The sequence below is a fragment of the Shinella sp. M31 genome, from assembly GCF_049199205.1.
Lineage (GTDB): Bacteria > Pseudomonadota > Alphaproteobacteria > Rhizobiales > Rhizobiaceae > Shinella.
Window position 1 is genome coordinate 1 of the sequence record NZ_JBLZPH010000033.1, and the last position, 20,491, is coordinate 20,491.

Consider the following 20,491-nt stretch of genomic DNA (forward strand, 5'->3'; position numbering starts at 1 on the left):
CCCTTTTCCGTTTCGCCTTAGTTCTTCCGGGAAAAGATGCCGGTCGAGAGCGCCACGCCGCCGCCGACGACCAGCGCGGCCGTCAGCTCGGCCATGCCAAAACTTTCGCCGAGGAAGATCGCACCGCCGAGCGTTGCGAGCACCGGCGTGATCGCGGTGAAGGCGGCGGCCTGGCTGCCGCCGAGGGCGCGGATGGCGGTACCATAGGCGAAGGTGGCGACGAGGCCGGAAAGGATGCCCTGGCTGGTGACCTGAAGCGCGAGGTCGGGCAGGGTGGCGGCGGTAAGGTGCGTGCCGAAGATCGCGGCGAGCACCAGATGGATCAGGAACGACCAAACCGCGATGATGGCCGCACCCTCGAGGGCGGAAAGGCCCGAGCGACGGAAGGCATGGGTGAAGCCCGCCCACAGCACGGCGCCGATCGGCAGCAGCACGAAGCCGGTCGCGGTCATGCCGCTTTTCAGCATGCTTGCGGTGAGCAGGATCGCGACCCCCGCAACGATGGCGGCGAGGCCTGCAAGGCGCATGCGGTCTGGCCGCTCGCCGAACAGGACCATGCCGATGAGCGCCGTTGCGAGCGGCAGCGAGCCGCCGAGCAGGATGCCGCCCGGCGCGGCCGGCGTGACATGCAGCGCCGCCGCCGTGATCTGGAAGAAGACCGCGCCCGCACCGGCCACAATCACGACAATCAGTTTCAGCGGCACGTTCTTCGGCAAAAGCCCGGTCCTCAGCCAGATCGGCGCCAGCAGGATGGCCGGCACGCCGTAGCGGATGAGGCCGATATCGATCGTGCCGAGCGGGGTGGCGGCGGTGTGGCGCGTCGCCAGCACCCAGAGCGCCCAGATCAGCACCGTCACCACGCCGCCCGCATAACCGGCGACAAGCGGATTGGATTTGTCTTCGGGGGAAAGCGAGACCATGGCCATGGCGATGTCCTTTCTGCGCTGGCTCATTCGTGACGAGACTCTAGCGTCGAAGGTCGGGGCATGTCCTTGCGTGTTATGCCTCTCTAAGTGTACGATGCGCAGGATTTCACCAATTCAGGCCATGAAAGTTTTCGAATATGCCAAATCTGGATAAATTCGATATCGCTATCCTCAAGGTGCTGCAGGAGGATGCGCGCGCGACCAATGTGGAAATCGCCGAGCGTGTGAACCTCTCACCCTCGCCATGCCTCCGGCGCATCCGCAATCTCGAAAAATCCGGCGTGCTGCGCGGCTACCGCGCGGATATCGATCGCAAGGAGGTGGGGCTCGGCCTGACGGTCTTCGTCGAAATCAAGGTGGGACACCACAGCCGGGAAAATGCCCTGGCTCAGCAGGAGGCGCTGCTGGCGGTGCCGGAGGTCGTTTCGTGTTTCCTGATCTCGGGCAATGCAGATTTTCTGGCGGAAGTGGTGGTGGAGGATCTCTCCGCCTATGAGCGGCTCCTGACCGAGACGCTGCTCACCATGCCCGGCGTTTCCGATATCCGCTCGAATTTCGCGATCCGCAGCATCAAGACGGGCGGTCCGCTGAAACTGCCGTCGCTTTAAAACGCAAGCCGCCCCGGCGAGGCGCCGGGGCGGGGGGACGGCCGGGAGAGGCAGGGCCGTCCGCCGGGATGCCGCATTCGGAGAGAGCCGGCGGCATCCGGTCCTGCCGTCATTGGGCAGGGACGGCAGAAGCTGTTGCGGATTTCCAGGCGACGACCATCAGGGCGCCGATAACGGTGATGTGTTCGGCGACGAAATGGAATTCGATGGTGCGCATTGGTTCTTGCATCGCCCAGAAATTATGGGCGATCGGAATGGTGAGCGCGGTGAAGACGGCGAGCATGCCGGCGCCGAGCCAGGTCCAGCGGTTGGAAATGATGAGGGCCGAGCCGATGAGCTGGGTCAGCGCCGTCGCGACATTGAAGAAGGCCGCCGGCTCCAGGCCGAAATGCGTCATTTCCAGAATGCCGCCGTCGAAATCGGCAAGTTTGGCGATGCCGGACAGCCAGAACATCGAGGTCAGGATCGTGCGGGCGATGAAGCCGAATGCGCGGCTCTCGGTAATGCTTTCAATCAAGGCAGACACGTAAAATCTCCGATAAATTCATAGGTTTGCGGGAAGGGCCATGTTTCCTCTCCCGATGCCGCCCGCCGTTTTTCGTTCCGTTCGGTGGGCTGCGATGGCCTATGTCTACCAGAGTTCCTTGCCGTCCCTGTCACCTTGGTAACACCCCTCCACCGCTCTGGACGCGAGCGGCGGAGGGCGATTTTCGAGTTTAGAAACCGGCGAGAACGAGCTTGCCGCGCGTGCGTCCGCTTTCGACCATCGCATGGGCTTTCTTCAGGTTCTCGGCATTGATCGCGCCGACGGTTTCCGCCAGCGTCGTGCGCAGGATTCCCGCATCGACGAGGCGCGAGACCTCATTCAAAAGAGTGTGCTGCTCGATCATATCCGCCGTCTGGAAGAGCGAGCGGGTGAACATCAGCTCCCAATGGGTCGAGACGGCCTTGCGCTTGAAAGGCATGACGTCGAGCGCCTTGGGATCGTCGATCAGGCCGAAGCGGCCCTGCGGTGCGATGGCCTCGACGATCGCCGCAAGATGATCCTCCGTATTGGTCGTCGAGAAGACGAAGGCTGGCGCGCCGATGCCGAGAGCCGCGACCTCGGCGGCGAGCGGCTTGCTGTGATCCACCGCATGATGCGCGCCGAGCGACGTGACCCATTCCGCCGTTTCGGACCGCGAGGCTGTGGCGATGACGGTGAGGTCGGTCAGGTGGCGGGCAAGCTGCACGGCAATCGAGCCGACGCCACCGGCGCCACCGATGATGAGGATGGCGTTGGCGGCGCCCGGCACGGCGTCACGCACCTTCAGCCGGTCGAACAGCATTTCCCAGGCGGTGATCGCCGTCAGCGGCAGGGCTGCGGCGGCAGCGAAATCGAGCGAGGCGGGCTTGCGGCCGACGATGCGCTCGTCGACGAGGTGGAACTCGGAATTCGTGCCCGGCCGGTCGATGGCGCCGGCATAGAAGACGGCGTCACCCGCCTTGAACAGCGTGACGTCTGGGCCGACGGCTTTCACGATGCCGGCGGCGTCGAAGCCCAGCACGCGCCATCCGCCATCGGCGGGCGCTGCATTGCGGCGCAGCTTCGTATCGACCGGGTTGACCGAAACGGCCTTGATCTCGACCAGCAGATCGCGTCCCCGCGGTTCCGGTGTGGGCAGGTCGATATCGACGAGGGCGGTGTTTGCGGTGATGGCCTGCGGGGTCTGGTAGGCGATGGCGCGCATGGGTGTCTCCTTTCGCGTTGAATGGAGACTAGATGAAGAGTAACCTCGATCTTCGCAAGAATGCACATTTTGTGCACATAGTGTCGAAAAGGATACCGTGACATGTCCCGCCCGCGCGCCAAGCTCACCAAGAATTTTCCCGGCTGCCCGGTCGAATCGACGCTCTCCTTCCTCGATGGAAAATGGAAAGGCGTGATCCTCTATCACCTGATGATGGAGGGCACGCTGCGCTTTAACGAACTGCGCCGCCGGCTGCCCAGTGTCACGCAGCGCATGCTGACCAAGCAGCTGCGCGAGCTGGAGGATGCCGGCATCCTGTCGCGCACGATCTTCCCCGTCGTGCCGCCGCGCGTCGATTATGCGCTGACATCGGCCGGCCGGAGCCTCGAGCCCATCATCCGGGCACTGGCAGCTTGGGGCGCAAAAAACGTGATCTGCGAGGATGGCCAGAATGTCATCCGCCTTGCCCCGCAAACGGAAACGGCGTCCCCCGGAAGGGACGCCGCCTGATTTTCAGAGGTTTGTGAGGCTGCTTATTCAGCGGGGCAGACCGGCGTTTCCTCATTCTCGATCTTGTCGAGTGTCATCGAGACCAGATAGATGCCGAAGCCGACCACCGTGGCTGCCGCGCCCACGAAGCCCATCGATCCATAACCATAGCCGGCGCTGATCGCCATGCCGCCGAACAGCGCGCCGAGCGCATTGGCGACGTTGAAGGCGGAGTGGTTGAGGGCGGCGGCCAGCGTCTGGGCATTGCCGGCCACATCCATCAGGCGCGTCTGGAGCGCCGGGCCGACGACGAAGCTGCAGCCGATGAGGAAGCAGCAGACGCCGAGCAGGATGGGGTTCTCGGCCGTCAGAGACAGACTGATCAGCACGAAGAAATAGAGCACCAGCGACCAGCCGATGGTGCGCATCAGCGAGAGATCGGCAAGCTTGGCGCCGAAGATGTTGCCGACGATCATGCCGCAGCCGAAGATCGCCATGATGACCGGCACCATGCTCACATGAAGGCCGGCAACCTCGGTAACGATCGGCGAGATGTAGCTGAACACCGCGAACATGCCGCAGAAACCGGTCGCCGCGATGCCGAGCGTCAGCCAGACCTGCTTGCGCTTCAGCGCGCCGAGTTCCGTCAGCGCGTTGATGCCCTTCGGCGCCTTGTCGCGCGGCAGGAAGATGGCGATGAGGGCGACCGTCAACATGCCGGTGATGCCGACGGCGACGAACATGAATTGCCAGTCGAAGAGCTGGCCGAAGAAGGCGGCGAGCGGCGTGCCGATCAGGGTCGCGACCGTCAGCCCCAGCATGACCTTGCCCACCGCCTGCGTGCGCTTGTTGACCGGCACCATGGAAGCGGCGACCAGCGCGGCAACACCGAAATAGGCGCCGTGCGGCAGGCCGGAAAGGAAGCGGAACAGGATGAAGCTCTCGAAGGTCGGGGCGAGCGCGCTGGCGAGATTGCCGGCGGAAAACAGGCCCATCAATACCAAAAGCAGGTCGCGGCGGCGGAAGCGTGCACCGATCACGGCGATAATGGGAGCGCCGACCACAACGCCGAAAGCATAGGCGCTGATGACATAACCGGCCTGTGCCGTCGTCACGCCGAAGGTCGTGCCGACATCCGGCAGCAGGCCCATGATGGCGAATTCACCGGTGCCGATGCCAAAGCTGCCAACGGCCAGCGCCAGGATGATCAGGGTGACGGTGAGGGCCGGAAGCGGCGGCTGCCGGGAGGAGAGGGCGGCGTTGGGCAGGGGGTGTTCAGTCACAGGTCGGCTCCGCAGATAGGATAGCGCACGCGGTCAATCCATGACGGTCCCTCACAGGGCGGCCACTCCTCCTGGCTGCTGATGTGGTTTGGTCCGGCCGGATCGGCCACGATAAGGAAGGTAAATACAAGCCGGCGGGCGCACTCCCGACGCACGCGACCGGCTTGCACTATATCAAACTAAGGCAAACTTCCTATCCTGATTTTTCACCGCCCTGCATTTGGCCAAGACGGGGCCTTTTCACGATTTGTTGCACTCCGTTTCGGCCGCGCCTGTTAATCGCCGCTTTCTCGACTATCTAATGGATCGACTTCACCCTTCAGGCGTTCTCGGCTGACAAGCGGAGTAGATGAATGCGCGTACAGGCAATTTTCAACAGGGACGGGGGGACGTTCCGCACCACCGACATGGAGGCCTATGCCCGCCATGCGGAAAAGGTTTTTGCGGAGGCAGGACACCATCTCGATTGCGATATCGTCGAAGGGGCCGATATCGAAATGGCGCTGCGCCGCTGTTCGGACCGCACCGATCTCGATGCGATGCTGGCCGGCGGCGGTGACGGCACGGTCTCGGCCGCGGCCGGTTTTGCCTGGCAGAACAAGATGCCGCTCGGCATCATACCCGCCGGCACGATGAACCTCTTTGCGCGCTCGCTGAAAATTCCGCTCGATATCTGGCAGGCGATCGACGCACTGGCGGATGGCGATGTCGCGTCCGCCGATATCGGCACGGCGGATGACCGGCCGTTCGTGCATCAGTTTTCAGCGGGACTGCATGCTCGCCTCGTGCGCATGCGCAACGCAATGACCTACCGTTCGCGCGTCGGCAAGATCGCCGCCAACACCCGCGCCGCTTTCGGCGTCATTCTCGATCCGCCGGAATTCGATGTGGAGTTCGATGTGGATGGCGTTCAGCAGCGCCGGCGGGTTTCAGCCGTCAACGTCTCCAACAACCGGTTCGGGGAAAACGGCCTGCTCTATGCGGAAGACCTGACCGGCGGCCATCTCGGCGTGTACACGACGAACCCGCTGAAGCCGGCCGGCGTGGCAAAACTGGCCTTCGATATCCTGCGCGGTAAATTCAAGGAAAATGCCGACGTCACGGAAATGACCGGCACGGCCGTCGATCTACATTTCCCCGATGTCGACCGGGCGATCAACTGCGTCATCGATGGCGAATTGCTGCCGATGGACCGCGATGTGTCTATCCGCCTGCATTCGGGCGAACTGAAGGTGATCGTGCCCAAGGCCTTGGAGAAAACCGCGACATCGAACGAAACGGCCGCCGCGTGATGAAGAAAGCGCCGGTGACGTGCGAGGTCCGCTATCGCCTGGATCCCGCGCGGATCGCGGATTTCCACGATTACGCGCGAATCTGGACCATGCTCATCGAGCGTCACGGCGGAACGCATCACGGCTATTTCATGCCGCGTGAAAAACCTGAGGGTGTCGGCATGAGCTTTGCGGCGGGCGGCGAGGGTGCTGGCGATATCGCCGTGGCACTCTTCACATTTCCGGATGAGGCGGCCTATCTGCTCTATCGTGACAAGGTGGCCGAGGATGCCGATGGCATCGCGGCCAATGCCCGCTTCTTAGAAAATCTGCCGTTCAAGAGCTATGAGCGGACCTTCCTGCAACCGCTTGCGGGCGATTGACGGCCTCCGCGCGGCGGGCGCGCGAAGGCCGGTCGTGACCTAGATGCGCGGCAGATAGGTCTGGTAATCGAAATCCGAGACCGTGCGCAGGTAGGTGATCGCTTCCTTGCGCTTCGTATCGCCATAGAGCTTCTGGTATTCGGCGCCAAAGGCGTCCTTGATGAAGGGCGAGGCGGAGAATTCTTCCACGGCGGTCAGGAAGTCATGCGTCAGCCGCTTGGCATCCGGCGCATCCTTGCCCGGTTCCGTCACCGGACCCGGATCGAGCTCGTTGTCGAGCCCGAGCAGAATGCCGCCAAGGATCGCCGTCAGGAGCAGATACGGATTGACGTCCGCGCCCGCGACGCGGTGTTCGACACGGGCCGCCGGACCGTCCTTGTCCGGAATGCGGATGGCGGTGCCGCGGTGGCCAAAGCCCCAGGTCAGGTCGACCGGCGCGAAGGAGCCCGGCTGAAAGCGACGGTAGGAATTGGCGAAGGGCGCGAAGACGAGCTGCGAATCGCGCATCGTGGCGAGCATGCCGGCGCAGATCGACTTCAGCTTCACCGGATCGCCGCCCTTGGCGTCGAGGATGTTTTTGCCATCCTTGTCGATGACGCTGCAATGCACATGCAGGCCCGAGCCCGCCTGATCGGCATAGGGCTTTGCCATGCAGGTGGATTTCAGGCCGAAGCGCGGCGCTGCCAGCTCGGCGATGCGCTTGAGGTAGATGCAGTCATCCGCCGCCGCCAGCGCATCCGGCCGATGCAGCAGGTTGATCTCGAACTGGCCGGGACCGAATTCCGCCGTCGTCGCATCGGCCGGCAGATCCATATCCCTAGCCCAGGCGCGCACCGTCTGGAGGTAGCCGTCGAGCGCGTCCGTGGCGCGCATGTCGTAGAGCTGGTAGCCGTTCGGCTGGTCGCGATACATCAGGGAAGCCGGCGGACGCGGCTTGCCCGTCACGTGCCAATCGTCCTGCACCACATAGAATTCGAGCTCGGTCGCGACGACGGGCGTCAAGCCCCTGTCTTCGAAGCGCTTCAGCATGCGCGCGAGAATGGCGCGCGGGTCCATGAAGGAGGCGGTGCCGTCGAATTCGTGCATGGTGGCGAGCACCTGCTTGGAGCCCTCGGGCGCCCAGGGCAGGACCGTCAGCGAGCGACGGTCGGGAATGCACACGCCGTCGGGATCGCCGACGGACAGCGACAGGCCGGTGATGTCGTCATTGTCGTCGCCCCAGATGTCGAGCGACTGGGTGGAGGAGGGCAGGCGCACCGAACCGTCCCAGATTTTCTTCTCGCCTTCGAGCGGAACCTGCTTGCCGCGAAGGTCGCCGTTCATGCCGACGAGGAGGATTTCGATACGGGCCGGAGCATTGATAGGCGCATTGGCAGGCGGAGAACCGGCTGCCGTCTTGTCGTTTGTCATGGTGCCTGCTTTTGGTTTGGCGGGAAGCATGGACAAGAAATTTTGCTTGCGTTCGATCTCTTGCCAAATGCCTGTTGTATGGGCATTTTCCTAACCCATTCTGTCCCGGCGTTCAATAAGGCGGGACCTACCCCTAAGGATGTAGTCAAATGTCGAAGACCAGCGCAGCAGCCGTTTCGAACCTTGGTGCCCTCGATGCCGCCCATCATCTTCACCCCTTCTCGGACATGAAGAAGCTGAACGCGGCCGGCACCCGGATCATCGAACGCGGAGAGGGCTGCCACATCTTCGACAACCACGGGAAGCGCTATCTCGACGGCTTCGCCGGCCTCTGGTGCGTCAATATCGGCTACGGCCGCAAGGAGATCACCGACGCCGTCGTGCGCCAGATGAACGAGCTGCCCTATTACAACACGTTTTTCGGCACGACCACGCCGCCGACCGTGCTGCTCGCGCAGAAGATCACCGCGCATGCCGGCGAAAACATCAATCGCGTCTTTTTCACCGGTTCCGGCTCGGAGGCCAACGACACCTGGTTCCGCATGGCCCGCGTCTATTGGGGCGCCATGGGCAAGCCGACCAAGAAGGCGATCATCGCCCGCAAGAACGGCTATCACGGCTCCACCGTTGCCGGCGCCTCGCTCGGCGGCATGAAGTGGATGCACGAGCAGGGTGACCTGCCGATCGCCGGCGTTCACCACATCGACCAACCATTCTGGTATGCCGAGGGCGGCGACCTGACCCCGGACGAATTCGGCCTGAAGATGGCCCGCCAGCTGGAAGAGAAGATCGACGAACTTGGCGAGGACAATGTCGCCGCCTTCGTCGCCGAGCCGATCCAGGGCGCGGGCGGCGTCATCGTGCCGCCGGCCACCTACTGGCCGGAAATCGCCCGCATCTGCAAGGCGCGCAACATCCTGCTCGTCTGCGACGAAGTGATTTGCGGCTTCGGCCGCACCGGCCACTGGTTCGGCCACCAGCATTTCGGCGTCGAGCCGGATCTCGCGCCCATCGCCAAGGGCCTGTCCTCGGGCTACCTGCCGATCGGCGGCGTCCTGGTCTCCGACAGGGTCGGCAATGTGCTGGTCGAGGAGGTCGGCGATTTCAACCACGGCTTCACCTATTCCGGCCACCCGGTCTGCGCCGCCGCAGCACTCGAAAACCTGCGCATCATCGAGGATGAAAAGCTTGTCGAGCGCGTGCACGACGATATCGGCCCTTATCTCGCCGCCGGTCTGAAGTCGCTGGAAGACCTGCCGATCGTCGGCGAAGTCCAGCAGGTCGGCCTGATGGCCGCCGTGCAGCTCGCCGAGGACAAGGCGACGCGCAAGCGCTTCGAAGACAAGGAAAAGGTCGGCGTCACCGTGCGCAACCATTGCCTGGAAAACGGCCTCGTGCTGCGCGCCACCGGCGACCGCATGCTCTTCTCCCCGCCGCTCGTCATCAGCCACGCCGAAGTCGATCAGATGATCGACATCACCCGCAAGGGCCTGGAACATGCCTGGAAGGTGATGACGGCCTGATTGGTCTCAGGCGATCCGAAGGCCGAGATACTCGGCCATCGGATCGAAGTCCCTGTCTGCATGGAGCAGGCTGTGGCCGTGCTCCATGCAATAGGTGCCGATGATGAGATCGGCGGTCTTGCGGATGGTTATGCCTTTCGAACGCAGCCGCCGGAAATTCTCGGCGGCCTTTATGGCGATCTGGGGGGATAGCATCGGAACGACCTGGAACGGGGCCAGCCGCCTTTGAAGGTTGGCGGCATTTCCGTCGTTCTGAGCGCCCTGCAGGATTTCGAGAAGGACGATATCACCAAGCAGGATGTGCCGCGCTTTCGGTATTGTCTTGAGCTGCATGGATTGCGGCGTGTCTATACCGCGCAATGCTGCGATCCAGACCGAGCTATCGACGACAATCATTCGGCAGCGTCATCTCGCAGAGTTTCAGACGGCCCCCAGCCTGTGCGCATCGCATCGAGATCGCCTTCCCAGCCCATTCCCCAAAGTTCTTCCAGAGCCTTTCGCCGCCGCCATTCCTCTACAAGGTCGCGAAGTGCCAAATCTATGGTCGCCTTCTTTGTCGACAAGCCGGTGAGTTCCATCGCTTCCGCAATCAAGGCGTCATCGAGCTCGATATTCGTGCGCATACTGGCCTCGCCTTGGTGTATGAAATGCAGAAATCATACACCAACGCGTCGACGCTCGCAACGAAATCACTGAAACGCCGTTTCGAAGAAGCTCCTGAGCTTGCGGGAATGCAGCTTCTCCGTCGGCATGCCCGCGAGCTTTTCCAGCGCCCGGATACCGATCCGCAGATGCTGGTTCACCTGCGTGCGATAAAACGCCGTCGCCATGCCCGGCAGCTTCAACTCTCCATGCAGCGGCTTGTCGGAAACGCAGAGCAGGGTGCCATAGGGTACGCGGAAGCGAAAACCGTTGGCGGCGATGGTGGCCGATTCCATGTCGAGCGCGATGGCGCGCGACTGGGAGAGGCGCTTGACCGGGCCGCGCTGGTCGCGCAGTTCCCAGTTGCGGTTGTCGATGGTGGCGACGGTGCCGGTGCGCATGATGCGCTTGAGGTCGTAGCCTTCGAGGCCGGTCACTTCCTCGACAGCACTTTCCAGCGCCACCTGCACCTCGGCAAGTGCGGGGATCGGCACCCAGACGGGCAGGTCGTCGTCGAGCACGTGATCCTCGCGCACATAGGCATGCGCCAGCACGTAATCGCCGAGCGTCTGGCTGTTGCGCAGGCCGGCGCAGTGGCCGAGCATCAGCCAGGCATGCGGGCGCAGCACGGCGATATGGTCGGTGATCGTCTTGGCATTGGAGGGGCCGACGCCGATATTGACCAGCGTGATGCCGCCATGCCCCTTCTTCTTGATGTGATAGGCCGGCATCTGCGGCAGGCGGGCCAGCGTGACGTCGGTTTCCGGCCTGTCGGCGCCGGCCGGCGTGAGGATGTTGCCGGGTTCGACGAAGGCCGTGTAGCCGTTGCCGCCCTCGGCCATCTGCTTGCGCGCCCAGGCGCAGAACTCATCGACATAGAACTGGTAGTTCGTGAAGAGCACGAAGTTCTGAAAATGGTTGGCGCTGGTCGCCGTGTAATGGCTGAGGCGGGCGAGCGAATAGTCGATGCGCTGCGCCGTAAACGGCCCGAGCGGCAGGGGTTCGCCAGGGCCGGGCTCGTAAGAGCCGTTGGCGATCTCGTCGTCGGTTGTCGTCAGGTCGGGCGCATCGAAGAGGTCGCGCAGCGGCAGTTCGATGCCCTCGGCAATTTCCGCCTCCACATAGGCGCCTTCCCCGAAGGCGAAGTGCAGCGGGATCGGCGTCGTCGATTCGGAGATGACGACACGCACACCGTGGTTGCGGATGAGAAGGCCGATCTGTTCCTTGAGGTAGTGGCGGAAGAGTTTCGGGCGGGTAATGGTCGTGGTGTAGACACCGGGGGCGGAGACATAGCCATACGAGAGCCGCGAATCGACATGGCCGAAGCTGGTCGTCTCGATCGAAACCTGCGGGTAGCAGGCGCGGAAGCGCGTCTGCGGCGCGCCGGACTTGCCGAGTGCCACGAAGGCGTCGGTCAGGAATGTCGTGTTACGGTCGTAAAGCGCCTGCAACGCGTCGACGGCGGCCACCGGATCCTCGAAGGAGCGGGGCTCGTAAGGCTCTGGCGTTGCGAAGGAAAGCGGCTTTGGGGAAAAGATTCGTTTGCTCATGAATCACTATAGGGGCTGTTTTTTAACAAGCAAACGACAAGTCCGGCGTGCCCACAAGTCCTATCTCGGCGCCGCCAGAATGATGCCAGCGCCGACCAGTGCCAGCGCGGCGCCGGCCATGTCGAAGCGATCGGGCCGCATGCCTTCGGCCAGCCACAGCCAGAGAAGCGAGGCCGCGATATAGACCCCGCCGTAAGCCGCATAGGCACGGCCGGCAAAGGCGCTGTCGACCTGCGTGAGCAGCCAGCCGAACAGGGCGAGCGAGAGCATGCCGGGAAAAAGCCAGAGCGCGGATTTGTCGAGACGCCACCAGGCCCAGAAGGCAAAACAGCCGGCGATTTCGGCAAGGGCGGCGAGAGAAAAGACGAGAAGGGATTTCATCCGGGCTCCAGGGTGATGGCGCAGGGCCTGCCCGGTTTAGCACGGAAGAGGGGGGTGGAAAGGGTTCAGCTCATCGACTGGCGCTGGAGGGTGATGAAGAGCACGAGACCCGTGCCCTGCTTTTCGATGCCGAGACCGCCGGCATTGCTCCAGGCAAGTGCGCCGACCGGGGCGATCATCATCGCCGAGAGGGCGAGGATGCGCAGCGCCGTGGCGGAGGTTTGGAGGAGGGCGGCGGTCATCTGTCGGGTTCTTTCGCGAGGGCGTTGAAGAGATCAGAGCGAGGCGGTGCAGGCGTGCGGCGTGGCGCAGGCGACCAGCTTGCCGGTCGTATTGTGCGTGCTGCGGCGGTAATCGGTCTCGACGGCGGCGGCCAGCATGATGGCGAAGATGGCCATCAGCAGAGTGATGATCGTCAGGCGGCGTGCGAGGATGTCCATGGTGTTCGTCCCTCTGAAGGCGTTTTCAATAATGCCTTTGTCGCATTGCGGGACTGAACGCTCCCTGAGAGGGCAATTCATCTCCCGTTCAGAAACGGTGTGATTCGTTTTTTGAAACGTGCGCCAAAACAAAAAGGCCGGCGTGAGCGCCGGCCTTTTGATTGAAAGAAGAGCCGTTTAGAGCCGCGACCAGGTTTGCGACTTGCAGAGCACGGCGAGCACGCAGCCCTTCATGCGCAGCGAATTGCCCTTTACCGCGCCGGAACCGCTATAAGTCTTGTCCGTTTCCGGGTCGGTAATCTCGCCGGTATAGTCGGCGCCAGATCCCTCCAGCTTGCCGATGCGCTTGCCGGCGAATTTTCCGGTCTTCAGCGTGATGCAGAAGCTGCCGCCGCATTTGGCGATGACGGCGGTCGAGCCGCTCGCCGTCTTCCAGTTGCCTTCGATCGGCTCGGCGGCGAGCGCCATGCCCGGCGCCACGAGAAGGGCGGCGGCAATCCATGTCCTCAGTTTCATTCTCTTCCTCCTCCAGAATGAGAAGGGCAGAATATCTTACGCAAACGTAAAGGTAAATATGTACGGACACCGGATTCGCGGGCGTTTTTCCGGCCTCGGAGCAGCGGAAAATGCAGATGCTGAAACCCGGCACCATTTTGCGTGGTTAGCGAAAGGTTGAAATCGCCGGTTGAACAATCCGTAAATTTTAACACAAATCCCGCCGTTTCCAGTGGGTGTGATGTTTAACGAAAATCCAATTTTACCAAGCGTTTGGATTTTGTTTGCCTCCAATTAAGCATGCATTTTAAGCGCATTTTGAAAGCCCCGCGGCATAGTGGAGCCATAAGACGAGCACGGAAAAACCGGCCGGCAAAACTCTTACGGAAGACCATGCCGCAGAAGACGGCAGGCGCCGTGAGAGGCCCGAAAGGGCAGGTAAAACAGGACACTAAAGCAGTAAACCAAGTCAGACAGGGACTAACGAAAATGGCACGCTTTGGCTTTCAGAACACCGAAACGGCCGCCATGACGGGCGGCGAAAACCGCGCTGAAATCTTCTGCGACATGGGCCTCATGTACGCCACCGGCCGCGGCTGCGACGTCGACGTGGTTCAGGCCCACAAATGGCTCAACATTGCTGCCATCAAGGGTTGTGACCGCGCCGCGGAACTGCGCGCCGACCTTGCCGCAACGATGAGCAAGACCGACATCGCTTTGGCGCTGCGCGCCGCGCGCGAGTGGATGACGGTTCACTGAGACAAGCCGGCTGGCGCCGGCGGCAAGAAAAGCTTCATGGCCAGCGGACGATAAACGGCACTAGAACCGGATCCGTCCCCCGTCAAAGACGCTCTGCCGCTCAAGCCAGCCGTTTCAAAACCAGCGGCAAGGCTTCCTCCAGCAACGCCATATCGTTTTCCGGCCCGACGCTGATGCGGATGCATCGGTTGAGGGGGGCAACGCCCGGCATGCGAATGAATATGCCATGTTCCATCAACCCATCGACAATGGCCCTGGCGTGGGTGCCGTCGCGGCCGCAATCGATGGTGACGAAATTGGTGGCGGAGGCGAGGGGAAGAAGACCGTTGGACTGCGCGATCCGCGAGATGCGCTCGCGGGACGCGGCGATGCTGGCAATGACCTCTGCCAGATAGGCCTGGTCTTTTAGCGCGGCGAGTGCCGCCTGAACCGAAATTCGGGCCATGCCGAAATGATTTCGGATCTTGTCGAAGGCCTGCGCATTGCCGAGCGTACCGATCGCATAGCCGATCCGTGCGCCGGCAAGGCCGTAGGCCTTCGAGAATGTGCGCATGCGCAGGATGTTCGGCTTGCCGATCAGCGCGGCGATCGACGGGATCGTGCCCTCAGGCGCCGTTTCGCCATAGGCCTCGTCGAGGATCAGCAGCGTCGTCTCCGGCAGCGCACGGGCGAAGGCCACGACATTGTCGGCGTCCCACCAGCTTCCCATCGGATTGTCGGGATTGGCGAAATAGACGAGCGGCGCGTTTTCGCGCTTCACGGCCTGCAGCAGGCCGTCCAAGTGCTCCTTGTCGCCGGCATAGGGCACGGTCACCAGCCGGCCGCCAAATCCGTTCACATGGTAGTTGAAGGTCGGATAGCCGCCGAGCGAGGTGACGACGGGCGTGCCGGGTTCGATGACGAGCCGGGCGATCTCGCCGAGCAGCCCGTCGATACCGCCGCCGACCGCGATATTCTCCCGCGAAATGCCATGATGCGTCGCCAGCGCCTCGCGCAACTCGAAATTCTCCGGATCGCTATACATCCAGGTCGTTTCGGCCGCCGCGCGCGTCGCTTCCAGCACGGAGGGCGCCGGGCCGAAGCCGCTTTCGTTCGCGCCGATGCGGGCTTTGACCGCAAGGCCCCGGTTGCGCTCGATGGCCTCCGGCCCGACGAAGGGCACGGTGGCGGGCAGGGTTTGGGAGAGGGCGGTGAATCGGGAAAATGCGGACATGAGGCGCCTGACGATCGATGAACGGAAGGAAGTTTGCCGGCGCGCAAAAATGCCCGCCGGAATCGGTTTCCGGCGGGCACCCTAGCCAATAAATTGCGCGGGTGAAACGATCAGCTGAGCGCCGAACCGACGCCGGCCTTTTCCACGCCCACCATATAGCGCCGGTCGTCCGTCTTGGGCTTGCTGCCGACACCGCCGCCGGTGAAGTAATCGGAGCGCACGATGGTGTGCAGCAGTTCCTCGTCGATTTCCTTGATGAACTGGACGCCGATGCGATTTTCGTTGCGATAGACCTCCGCACAGCCGATGCGCGAGGCGACGCCGACGATCGAAAGATAATAGTGCAGCGGAAGGCCGATCGTCGTCGTCACGACGAAACTCGCACCGCCCTGGGACACATCGACCAGCTTGCAGCTGCGCATCTTGGGGGCCGCGAGATCGAAGCCCACGGTCATCAGCATACCCTGCCGGTTGACGGAGAAGCGTTCCCACTTGCGTTCGTAAAGCCCTGCGGCAGACCGCGGATCGGCACCGATGCTCATTGCCACACTCCCGATTGGGGGGACGTCATGTCCTACTAATATGGAGGGAGTTTCGCAGTCGAGTATTTTGTTTCATTAAAACAAATATTTAAAACTTTAGCGGCCTACTTTTTTTTAAGGAAGCCGCTTTAGGCGTCGTGTGTTTCGCTCTGCCGGCCGAGCACCATATTGAGGAAATCGACATCGAGGAACATGTTGAAGCGCACCACAAGCTCCTCGCCGTCACGCTTGTATTCCGTGCAGGGGATTTCGTCGCGAACCCCATGGATTTCCAGGTAGAAATTCTCCGGCAACGTCAATGTCTTGTTGATGGACAACACCGCGCCGGCGCAGGAAATGCTGCGGATCAGGCAAGTATAACGTAGCGCCGTGCTGAGGTGGTGGCCGATCGGTGTGATGAAGCCGGGTTTTTCGAGGCGATACTGGACGAAGCTGCGTTTGGGGTGACGCAGGTGAAGCTGCTCGTGCATATGGTCGAGGGGCATGGTGCCCTCCGCTTGTGTTTCCGGATTTGGACTGTATCGAAACGGGATGGATAAAACGTGAAAACGGCCGCTCGTATCTTAACGAGCGACCGTCGAAGATGACCTTGGTGGGTGGGGCCGGCTTTACTGGAACGCCTGAAGCCCAGTCTGCGCGCGGCCGAGGATCAGCGCGTGGATATCGTGCGTACCCTCGTAGGTGTTGACGGCTTCGAGGTTCATGACGTGGCGGATGACGCCGTATTCGTCCGAAACGCCGTTGCCGCCGTGCATGTCGCGCGAGACGCGTGCGATATCGAGCGCCTTGCCGCAATTGTTGCGCTTCATCAGCGAGATGAGCTCGGCCGGCGCGCGGTGTTCGTCGAACAGGCGGCCGAGGCGCAGCGCGCCCTGCAGGCCGAGCGAGATTTCGGTCTCCATGTCGGCGAGTTTCTTCTGGATGAGCTGGGTGGCGGCGAGCGGCTTGCCGAACTGCTTGCGGTCGAGCGTGTACTGGCGGGCGGCGTGCCAGCAGAATTCGGCGGCCCCCATGGCGCCCCAGGCGATGCCGTAGCGGGCGCGGTTGAGGCAGCCGAACGGACCGGCAAGGCCAGCCACTTCCGGCAGCAGGTTCTCATCTGGAACGAAGACGTCCTGCATCATGATCATGCCGGTGACCGAGGCACGCAGCGAGAACTTGCCCTCGATCTTCGGCGTCTCGAAGCCCTTCATGCCGCGTTCCAGCACAAACCCCTTGATCTTGTTGTCATGCGCGTCGGATTTCGCCCAGACGACGGCGACGTCGGCGATCGGCGAATTGGTGATCCAGTTCTTGGCGCCCGAGATGAGGTAGCCGCCGTCAACCTTTTTGGCGCGGGTGATCATCGAGGAGGGGTCCGAACCGTGGTCCGGCTCGGTCAGGCCGAAGCAGCCGACCCATTCGCCCGAAGCGAGCTTGGGCAGGTATTTCTTGCGCGTCTCTTCGGTGCCGTAGGCGAAGATCGGGTGCATGACGAGCGAGGACTGCACGGACATGGCCGAGCGATAGCCGGAATCGACGCGCTCGACTTCGCGGGCGACGAGGCCGTAGGACACGTAGTTGGCGCCGACGCCGCCGTATTCCTCCGGCACGGTCGGACCGAGCAGGCCGAGTTCGCCCATCTCGCTCATGATCTCGCGGTGGAAGATTTCGTGGCGGTTGGCTTCGGTGACACGGCTGGCGAGCTTATCCTGGCAATAGGCGCGGGCCGTATCGCGGATCATGCGCTCTTCGTCGGTCAGCTGGTCTTCGAGCAGGAAGGGATCGGCCCAGTCGAAAGGTGCCATCTTGGCACGCGCCTGTTCCGGGGTAGCGCTGTGGTGCTCGCTCATGGGGATCCTCCTGTCGCGGTTCTGTCGTTGCAGAAGTGCTACATCAGCTTGGTTCTCTTCGAAAGGGCGGGAACGAAATGGGCAGGCCGACACTTTGGCTATTTATGAATGCCCTCATGAATCCGCAGAATGAGCAGTCTCGTCTTTACCCCTTGCCTTGATCCTGCCGTTCCCGGTGAGCATTAATCCTGATAATGAGCAATTCCACGAAAGAGAGGCCAAGAATGCGAGATCGCTTCAAGCGATCGGTCGAGCGTCTGCTGCCGACCGAAGCGCGGCTGGGAGACCTGTTCTGGCCGTTCCACCGTGCCCCCGAACGCAAGGCACCCGCGCCGCGCCGCCGCCCGGCCGGCGGTTCACCGCTCGTCGAAGTCACCGATTTCGGCAGCAATCCGGGGCATCTGCGCCTTTTCATGCATATACCGGAAGGCCTGCCCGCCGGGCGTCCGCTGGTCCTGGTGCTGCATGGCTGCCGGCAGGATGCCGAAAGCTACGACCGCGCCGCCGGCTGGGCCTCGCTTGCCGAAGAACGCGGCTTTGCCGTCGTCTATGCCCAGCAGCGCGAGGCCAACAATCCGCGCCTCTGCTTCACCTGGTTTCGCCCGAGCGAGGTGACGCGCGACCGCGGCGAACTGATGTCGATCCGCCAGATGGTGGCGCATGCGGCCGGCGAGGCCGCGAGCGACCCCGAGCGCATCTACGTCACCGGCCTTTCCGCCGGCGGCGCCATGACGGCGGCCATGCTCGCCAACTATCCCGAGGTCTTCGCGGGCGGCGCGATCATCGCCGGCCTGCCCTTCGCCGCCGCCCGCGACGCCACCCGTGCCTTTGAGGCGATGGGGGAGGCGCCGGAACGCACGTCGCGCGAATGGTCCGATCTCGTGCGGAACATCTCGCCGCGCATTCCGCGAAAGCCCACGATCTCCATCTGGCATGGCACCGCCGACGACACCGTCGCCCCCTCGAACGGCCTGGCTCTGGTCGAGCAATGGCGCGACCTCTACCGCCTGCCGAAGGACGGTTTCGTCGAAAAACGCCTGAAGGGCCGGCGCACGCGCATCTGGCCGGACAAGGACGGCAAGCCGCTCGTCACCTTCCACGAGATCGACGGCCTGGGCCACGGTACGCCGGTGCTGGCGGGCGAGGGCGGCGGTTATTCGGCTTCGACCGAGCCTTTCATGCTGGAAGCAGGCTTCTCCTCGACGTTGGAGATCGCGAAGGAGTGGGGGCTGACGCGGCGGTGGAAGCGGTAAGACGACGCGTGGGCTTTTGCCCCTAACCCTCTCCCCGCGAGCAGGGAGAGGGGACGTGCCTCGCGAACGGTTGTTGCTTGAGAAAAAGGGTGCGGCATATTTCCTTCTCCCCGCTTGCGGGGAGAAGGTGGCCGGCAGGCCGGATGAGGGGCAAAAGGCATAAGCGAGTGGATGCGAAAGTGGCGATGGTCGAGATGAAGGCTGCGTTTAGGCAAGTCGTGCGATTCCTGCCGCCGTCTTGCAAATCCCGGCCTGCGGTCGGCCACAAACCTCTCCTCCGTCATGGTCGGGCTTGACCCGACCATCCACGCCACGCTTGCGGCGGTGAGGTTCACCCCAGCAGCCACTCATGCTCCTTGGCGTTGTGGAACTTCCACACCCGCTTCGGCCCGGCCATCACGTTGAGATAATAGAGGTCATAGCCGTGGATGGTCGCGCAGGGGTGATAGCCCCGCGGCACCAGCGTCACGTCACCGTCTTCCACCGCCATCGCCTCGTCGAGCGACCGGTCGTCCGTATAGACGCGCTGGAAGGCAAAACCCTGCGGCGGGTTGAGGCGGTGGTAGTAGGTCTCCTCAAGGAAGCTTTCGTTTGGCAGGTCGTCCTGATCGTGCTTGTGCGAGGGATAGGACGAGGTGTTGCCGTTCGGGGTGATCACTTCCACGACGAGCAGCGAATGGGCCGAATTGTCGTCTTCCGGCATGATGTTATGGACATGCCGGACATTCGAGCCCTTGCCGCGATGCAACTGCGGATGCGTGCCCGGCGGAATGGCCTTGGCCTTGTAATCGCCGCCGCCCGGTGCCGAGCAGACGGCAAGTTCCAGATCCGTCTCCGCCGTCACCGACCAGCTGGAATCCGTCGGCACGTAGAGCGCATGCGGCGCGCCCTCGAAGGGGCTCATGCGCGCGCCAAGCACGCCGAAATCCTGGCCCGAAGCCGTCGCCTTGCCCTTGCCGGAAATCCACACGAGGCAGACCTCGCGGCTTCCCGTTTCCGCGGCGAGGATCTCGCCGGGCTTCATGCGGTGGAGATCGAAGCCGACATAGGTCCAGCCGGCGCTTTCGGGCGTGACATGGCTGACACGGCCGTGGGTGCCCTGGGGTTTGACGAGCAGGTTCGGCATGGGCTTGGTCCTTTGCTTCAGGCGGGCGGGAGAGGCTTATCCTTTGGGAAAGCCTTCCGTCTCGACAGTATAGCCGGCGGCGTTCATCACGCGTATCAGTTCGGCATAACCGACCTCGGCCATCTTGGCCGGCGGGGCGTTGCGCGGGTCCTGTTCGGCCTCGACGACGAACCAGCCCTCATAGCCGTGATCGGCGAAGCGCTGCACGATCGCGCCGAAATCGAGCGAGCCATCGCCCGGCACGGTGAAGGCGCCGAGCGCCACCGCGTCGAGGAAGGATTGCTTCGTGCGGTCGAGACCGTCCACGACGGAGCGACGGATGTCCTTCACATGCACATGGTTGATGCGGGCATGGTGGTTGTCGATGGCACGCAGCACGTCGCCGCCGGCAAAGGCCAGATGCCCGGCATCGAGCAGCAGCGGAATGCCTTCGCCCGAATTCTGCATGAAGGCATCGAGTTCCGGCTCGGTCTCGACGACGGCGGCCATGTGGTGGTGGTAGGAGAGCGGCATGCCCTCACCGGCGCACCATTCGCCGAAGGCGGTGAGTTTGCGACCATAGGCCTTCATCTCGTCGTCCGACAGGCGCGGCTTGGTCGCGAGTGGCCTGGAGCGGTCGCCCTGGATCGAGCGGC

At 62.9% G+C, this 20,491-nt stretch carries 25 protein-coding genes; 7 read left to right on the forward strand and 18 right to left on the reverse strand.

Annotated features, from left to right (window positions below; genetic code table 11):
- Positions 1-17: 17 nt before the first annotated feature.
- Positions 18-926 (reverse strand): DMT family transporter, encoded by a 909-nt coding sequence (locus tag ACOZKU_RS05275; protein ID WP_421577987.1) that lies wholly within the window; start codon positions 924-926, stop codon positions 18-20.
- Between the two features lie 137 nt (positions 927-1,063).
- Here ACOZKU_RS05275 and ACOZKU_RS05280 point away from each other — a divergent pair, with 137 nt between their 5' ends.
- Positions 1,064-1,534, forward strand: coding sequence for an Lrp/AsnC family transcriptional regulator (locus ACOZKU_RS05280; RefSeq protein WP_421577973.1), 471 nt, complete (start codon positions 1,064-1,066; stop codon positions 1,532-1,534).
- Positions 1,535-1,643: 109 nt separating this feature from the next.
- On the opposite strand, the gene ACOZKU_RS05285 is transcribed toward ACOZKU_RS05280, so the two are convergent.
- Both ACOZKU_RS05285 and ACOZKU_RS05290 read right to left on the reverse strand, forming a co-directional pair.
- On the reverse strand, positions 1,644-2,060 hold the full coding sequence (locus tag ACOZKU_RS05285; RefSeq protein WP_314087648.1) for a DoxX family protein: 417 nt from the start codon (positions 2,058-2,060) through the stop codon (positions 1,644-1,646).
- Positions 2,061-2,250: 190 nt separating this feature from the next.
- On the reverse strand, positions 2,251-3,264 hold the full coding sequence (locus tag ACOZKU_RS05290; RefSeq protein WP_421577974.1) for a zinc-binding alcohol dehydrogenase family protein: 1,014 nt from the start codon (positions 3,262-3,264) through the stop codon (positions 2,251-2,253).
- A 102-nt stretch (positions 3,265-3,366) separates the two neighbouring features.
- Between ACOZKU_RS05290 and ACOZKU_RS05295 the strand changes: the two genes are divergently transcribed.
- The gene (locus ACOZKU_RS05295; protein WP_314087653.1) at positions 3,367-3,774 is read left to right on the forward strand and encodes a helix-turn-helix domain-containing protein; all 408 of its coding nucleotides are present in this window, start codon (positions 3,367-3,369) and stop codon (positions 3,772-3,774) included.
- Between the two features lie 23 nt (positions 3,775-3,797).
- On the opposite strand, the gene ACOZKU_RS05300 is transcribed toward ACOZKU_RS05295, so the two are convergent.
- Positions 3,798-5,036, reverse strand: coding sequence for an MFS transporter (locus tag ACOZKU_RS05300; RefSeq protein WP_421577975.1), 1,239 nt, complete (start codon positions 5,034-5,036; stop codon positions 3,798-3,800).
- 353 nt (positions 5,037-5,389) lie between these two features.
- On the opposite strand from ACOZKU_RS05300, the gene ACOZKU_RS05305 reads away from it, so the two are divergent.
- Positions 5,390-6,328, forward strand: coding sequence for a diacylglycerol/lipid kinase family protein (locus tag ACOZKU_RS05305; protein ID WP_421577976.1), 939 nt, complete (start codon positions 5,390-5,392; stop codon positions 6,326-6,328).
- Between the two features lie 14 nt (positions 6,329-6,342).
- The gene (locus ACOZKU_RS05310) at positions 6,343-6,690 is read left to right on the forward strand and encodes an NIPSNAP family protein (RefSeq protein WP_421577977.1); all 348 of its coding nucleotides are present in this window, start codon (positions 6,343-6,345) and stop codon (positions 6,688-6,690) included.
- Positions 6,691-6,729: 39 nt separating this feature from the next.
- On the opposite strand, the gene ACOZKU_RS05315 is transcribed toward ACOZKU_RS05310, so the two are convergent.
- Positions 6,730-8,100, reverse strand: a complete 1,371-nt coding sequence (locus tag ACOZKU_RS05315; RefSeq protein ID WP_421577978.1) for a glutamine synthetase family protein — start codon at positions 8,098-8,100, stop codon at positions 6,730-6,732.
- A 149-nt stretch (positions 8,101-8,249) separates the two neighbouring features.
- Between ACOZKU_RS05315 and ACOZKU_RS05320 the strand changes: the two genes are divergently transcribed.
- Positions 8,250-9,623 (forward strand): aspartate aminotransferase family protein, encoded by a 1,374-nt coding sequence (locus tag ACOZKU_RS05320; RefSeq protein WP_421577979.1) that lies wholly within the window; start codon positions 8,250-8,252, stop codon positions 9,621-9,623.
- A gap of 6 nt (positions 9,624-9,629) precedes the next feature.
- On the opposite strand, the gene vapC is transcribed toward ACOZKU_RS05320, so the two are convergent.
- From vapC to ACOZKU_RS05355, 7 genes are all read right to left on the reverse strand, one after another.
- Positions 9,630-10,019: a type II toxin-antitoxin system VapC family toxin gene (gene vapC / locus ACOZKU_RS05325; protein WP_421577980.1), complete on the reverse strand. Its 390-nt coding sequence runs from the start codon at positions 10,017-10,019 to the stop codon at positions 9,630-9,632.
- Positions 10,016-10,246, reverse strand: a complete 231-nt coding sequence (locus ACOZKU_RS05330; protein WP_421577981.1) for a type II toxin-antitoxin system VapB family antitoxin — start codon at positions 10,244-10,246, stop codon at positions 10,016-10,018. The genes vapC and ACOZKU_RS05330 overlap by 4 nt, the downstream gene beginning before the upstream one ends.
- A gap of 66 nt (positions 10,247-10,312) precedes the next feature.
- On the reverse strand, positions 10,313-11,815 hold the full coding sequence (locus tag ACOZKU_RS05335; protein ID WP_314087667.1) for an AMP nucleosidase: 1,503 nt from the start codon (positions 11,813-11,815) through the stop codon (positions 10,313-10,315).
- 60 nt (positions 11,816-11,875) lie between these two features.
- Entirely contained in the window at positions 11,876-12,196 is a 321-nt protein-coding gene (locus ACOZKU_RS05340) for a YnfA family protein (protein WP_421577982.1), read from the reverse strand.
- 65 nt (positions 12,197-12,261) lie between these two features.
- The gene (locus tag ACOZKU_RS05345) at positions 12,262-12,438 is read right to left on the reverse strand and encodes a hypothetical protein (protein ID WP_314087673.1); all 177 of its coding nucleotides are present in this window, start codon (positions 12,436-12,438) and stop codon (positions 12,262-12,264) included.
- A gap of 33 nt (positions 12,439-12,471) precedes the next feature.
- On the reverse strand, positions 12,472-12,636 hold the full coding sequence (locus tag ACOZKU_RS05350) for a hypothetical protein (protein WP_298100956.1): 165 nt from the start codon (positions 12,634-12,636) through the stop codon (positions 12,472-12,474).
- Between the two features lie 177 nt (positions 12,637-12,813).
- Positions 12,814-13,152, reverse strand: coding sequence for a DUF2147 domain-containing protein (locus tag ACOZKU_RS05355; RefSeq protein WP_314087675.1), 339 nt, complete (start codon positions 13,150-13,152; stop codon positions 12,814-12,816).
- A gap of 468 nt (positions 13,153-13,620) precedes the next feature.
- On the opposite strand from ACOZKU_RS05355, the gene ACOZKU_RS05360 reads away from it, so the two are divergent.
- Positions 13,621-13,890, forward strand: coding sequence for an SEL1-like repeat protein (locus tag ACOZKU_RS05360; protein ID WP_421577988.1), 270 nt, complete (start codon positions 13,621-13,623; stop codon positions 13,888-13,890).
- A 100-nt stretch (positions 13,891-13,990) separates the two neighbouring features.
- On the opposite strand, the gene ACOZKU_RS05365 is transcribed toward ACOZKU_RS05360, so the two are convergent.
- From ACOZKU_RS05365 to ACOZKU_RS05380, 4 genes are all read right to left on the reverse strand, one after another.
- Positions 13,991-15,103 (reverse strand): pyridoxal phosphate-dependent aminotransferase, encoded by a 1,113-nt coding sequence (locus ACOZKU_RS05365; RefSeq protein WP_421577983.1) that lies wholly within the window; start codon positions 15,101-15,103, stop codon positions 13,991-13,993.
- Positions 15,104-15,213: 110 nt separating this feature from the next.
- Complete coding sequence (locus tag ACOZKU_RS05370) at positions 15,214-15,645, reverse strand: PilZ domain-containing protein (RefSeq protein ID WP_314087679.1); 432 nt, start codon at positions 15,643-15,645, stop codon at positions 15,214-15,216.
- A gap of 128 nt (positions 15,646-15,773) precedes the next feature.
- Complete coding sequence (locus tag ACOZKU_RS05375; protein WP_314087681.1) at positions 15,774-16,130, reverse strand: hypothetical protein; 357 nt, start codon at positions 16,128-16,130, stop codon at positions 15,774-15,776.
- A 123-nt stretch (positions 16,131-16,253) separates the two neighbouring features.
- Complete coding sequence (locus ACOZKU_RS05380) at positions 16,254-17,477, reverse strand: acyl-CoA dehydrogenase (protein ID WP_314087684.1); 1,224 nt, start codon at positions 17,475-17,477, stop codon at positions 16,254-16,256.
- A gap of 224 nt (positions 17,478-17,701) precedes the next feature.
- Between ACOZKU_RS05380 and ACOZKU_RS05385 the strand changes: the two genes are divergently transcribed.
- A complete protein-coding gene (locus ACOZKU_RS05385; RefSeq protein WP_421577984.1) occupies positions 17,702-18,730 on the forward strand; it encodes an alpha/beta hydrolase family esterase in 1,029 nt (342 codons plus the stop codon).
- A gap of 331 nt (positions 18,731-19,061) precedes the next feature.
- On the opposite strand, the gene iolB is transcribed toward ACOZKU_RS05385, so the two are convergent.
- Together iolB and ACOZKU_RS05395 are read right to left on the reverse strand one after the other, a co-directional pair.
- On the reverse strand, positions 19,062-19,856 hold the full coding sequence (gene iolB, locus ACOZKU_RS05390) for a 5-deoxy-glucuronate isomerase (protein ID WP_421577985.1): 795 nt from the start codon (positions 19,854-19,856) through the stop codon (positions 19,062-19,064).
- 36 nt (positions 19,857-19,892) lie between these two features.
- Positions 19,893-20,491, reverse strand: a 599-nt coding sequence (locus ACOZKU_RS05395) for a TIM barrel protein (protein ID WP_421577986.1), incomplete at its 5' end; no start/stop codon positions are given.

Coding starts and splice junctions, on each gene's coding strand:
- ACOZKU_RS05275 (WP_421577987.1), bottom strand. CDS start 926: ATGGCCATGGTCTCGCTTTCCCCCGAAGACAAATCCAATCCGCTTGTC.
- ACOZKU_RS05280 (WP_421577973.1), top strand. CDS start 1,064: ATGCCAAATCTGGATAAATTCGATATCGCTATCCTCAAGGTGCTGCAG.
- ACOZKU_RS05290 (WP_421577974.1), bottom strand. CDS start 3,264: ATGCGCGCCATCGCCTACCAGACCCCGCAGGCCATCACCGCAAACACC.
- ACOZKU_RS05295 (WP_314087653.1), top strand. CDS start 3,367: ATGTCCCGCCCGCGCGCCAAGCTCACCAAGAATTTTCCCGGCTGCCCG.
- ACOZKU_RS05305 (WP_421577976.1), top strand. CDS start 5,390: ATGCGCGTACAGGCAATTTTCAACAGGGACGGGGGGACGTTCCGCACC.
- ACOZKU_RS05315 (WP_421577978.1), bottom strand. CDS start 8,100: ATGACAAACGACAAGACGGCAGCCGGTTCTCCGCCTGCCAATGCGCCT.
- ACOZKU_RS05320 (WP_421577979.1), top strand. CDS start 8,250: ATGTCGAAGACCAGCGCAGCAGCCGTTTCGAACCTTGGTGCCCTCGAT.
- vapC (WP_421577980.1), bottom strand. CDS start 10,019: ATGATTGTCGTCGATAGCTCGGTCTGGATCGCAGCATTGCGCGGTATA.
- ACOZKU_RS05330 (WP_421577981.1), bottom strand. CDS start 10,246: ATGCGCACGAATATCGAGCTCGATGACGCCTTGATTGCGGAAGCGATG.
- ACOZKU_RS05335 (WP_314087667.1), bottom strand. CDS start 11,815: ATGAGCAAACGAATCTTTTCCCCAAAGCCGCTTTCCTTCGCAACGCCA.
- ACOZKU_RS05340 (WP_421577982.1), bottom strand. CDS start 12,196: ATGAAATCCCTTCTCGTCTTTTCTCTCGCCGCCCTTGCCGAAATCGCC.
- ACOZKU_RS05345 (WP_314087673.1), bottom strand. CDS start 12,438: ATGACCGCCGCCCTCCTCCAAACCTCCGCCACGGCGCTGCGCATCCTC.
- ACOZKU_RS05350 (WP_298100956.1), bottom strand. CDS start 12,636: ATGGACATCCTCGCACGCCGCCTGACGATCATCACTCTGCTGATGGCC.
- ACOZKU_RS05355 (WP_314087675.1), bottom strand. CDS start 13,152: ATGAAACTGAGGACATGGATTGCCGCCGCCCTTCTCGTGGCGCCGGGC.
- ACOZKU_RS05360 (WP_421577988.1), top strand. CDS start 13,621: ATGGCACGCTTTGGCTTTCAGAACACCGAAACGGCCGCCATGACGGGC.
- ACOZKU_RS05365 (WP_421577983.1), bottom strand. CDS start 15,103: ATGTCCGCATTTTCCCGATTCACCGCCCTCTCCCAAACCCTGCCCGCC.
- ACOZKU_RS05370 (WP_314087679.1), bottom strand. CDS start 15,645: ATGAGCATCGGTGCCGATCCGCGGTCTGCCGCAGGGCTTTACGAACGC.
- ACOZKU_RS05375 (WP_314087681.1), bottom strand. CDS start 16,130: ATGCCCCTCGACCATATGCACGAGCAGCTTCACCTGCGTCACCCCAAA.
- ACOZKU_RS05380 (WP_314087684.1), bottom strand. CDS start 17,477: ATGAGCGAGCACCACAGCGCTACCCCGGAACAGGCGCGTGCCAAGATG.
- ACOZKU_RS05385 (WP_421577984.1), top strand. CDS start 17,702: ATGCGAGATCGCTTCAAGCGATCGGTCGAGCGTCTGCTGCCGACCGAA.
- iolB (WP_421577985.1), bottom strand. CDS start 19,856: ATGCCGAACCTGCTCGTCAAACCCCAGGGCACCCACGGCCGTGTCAGC.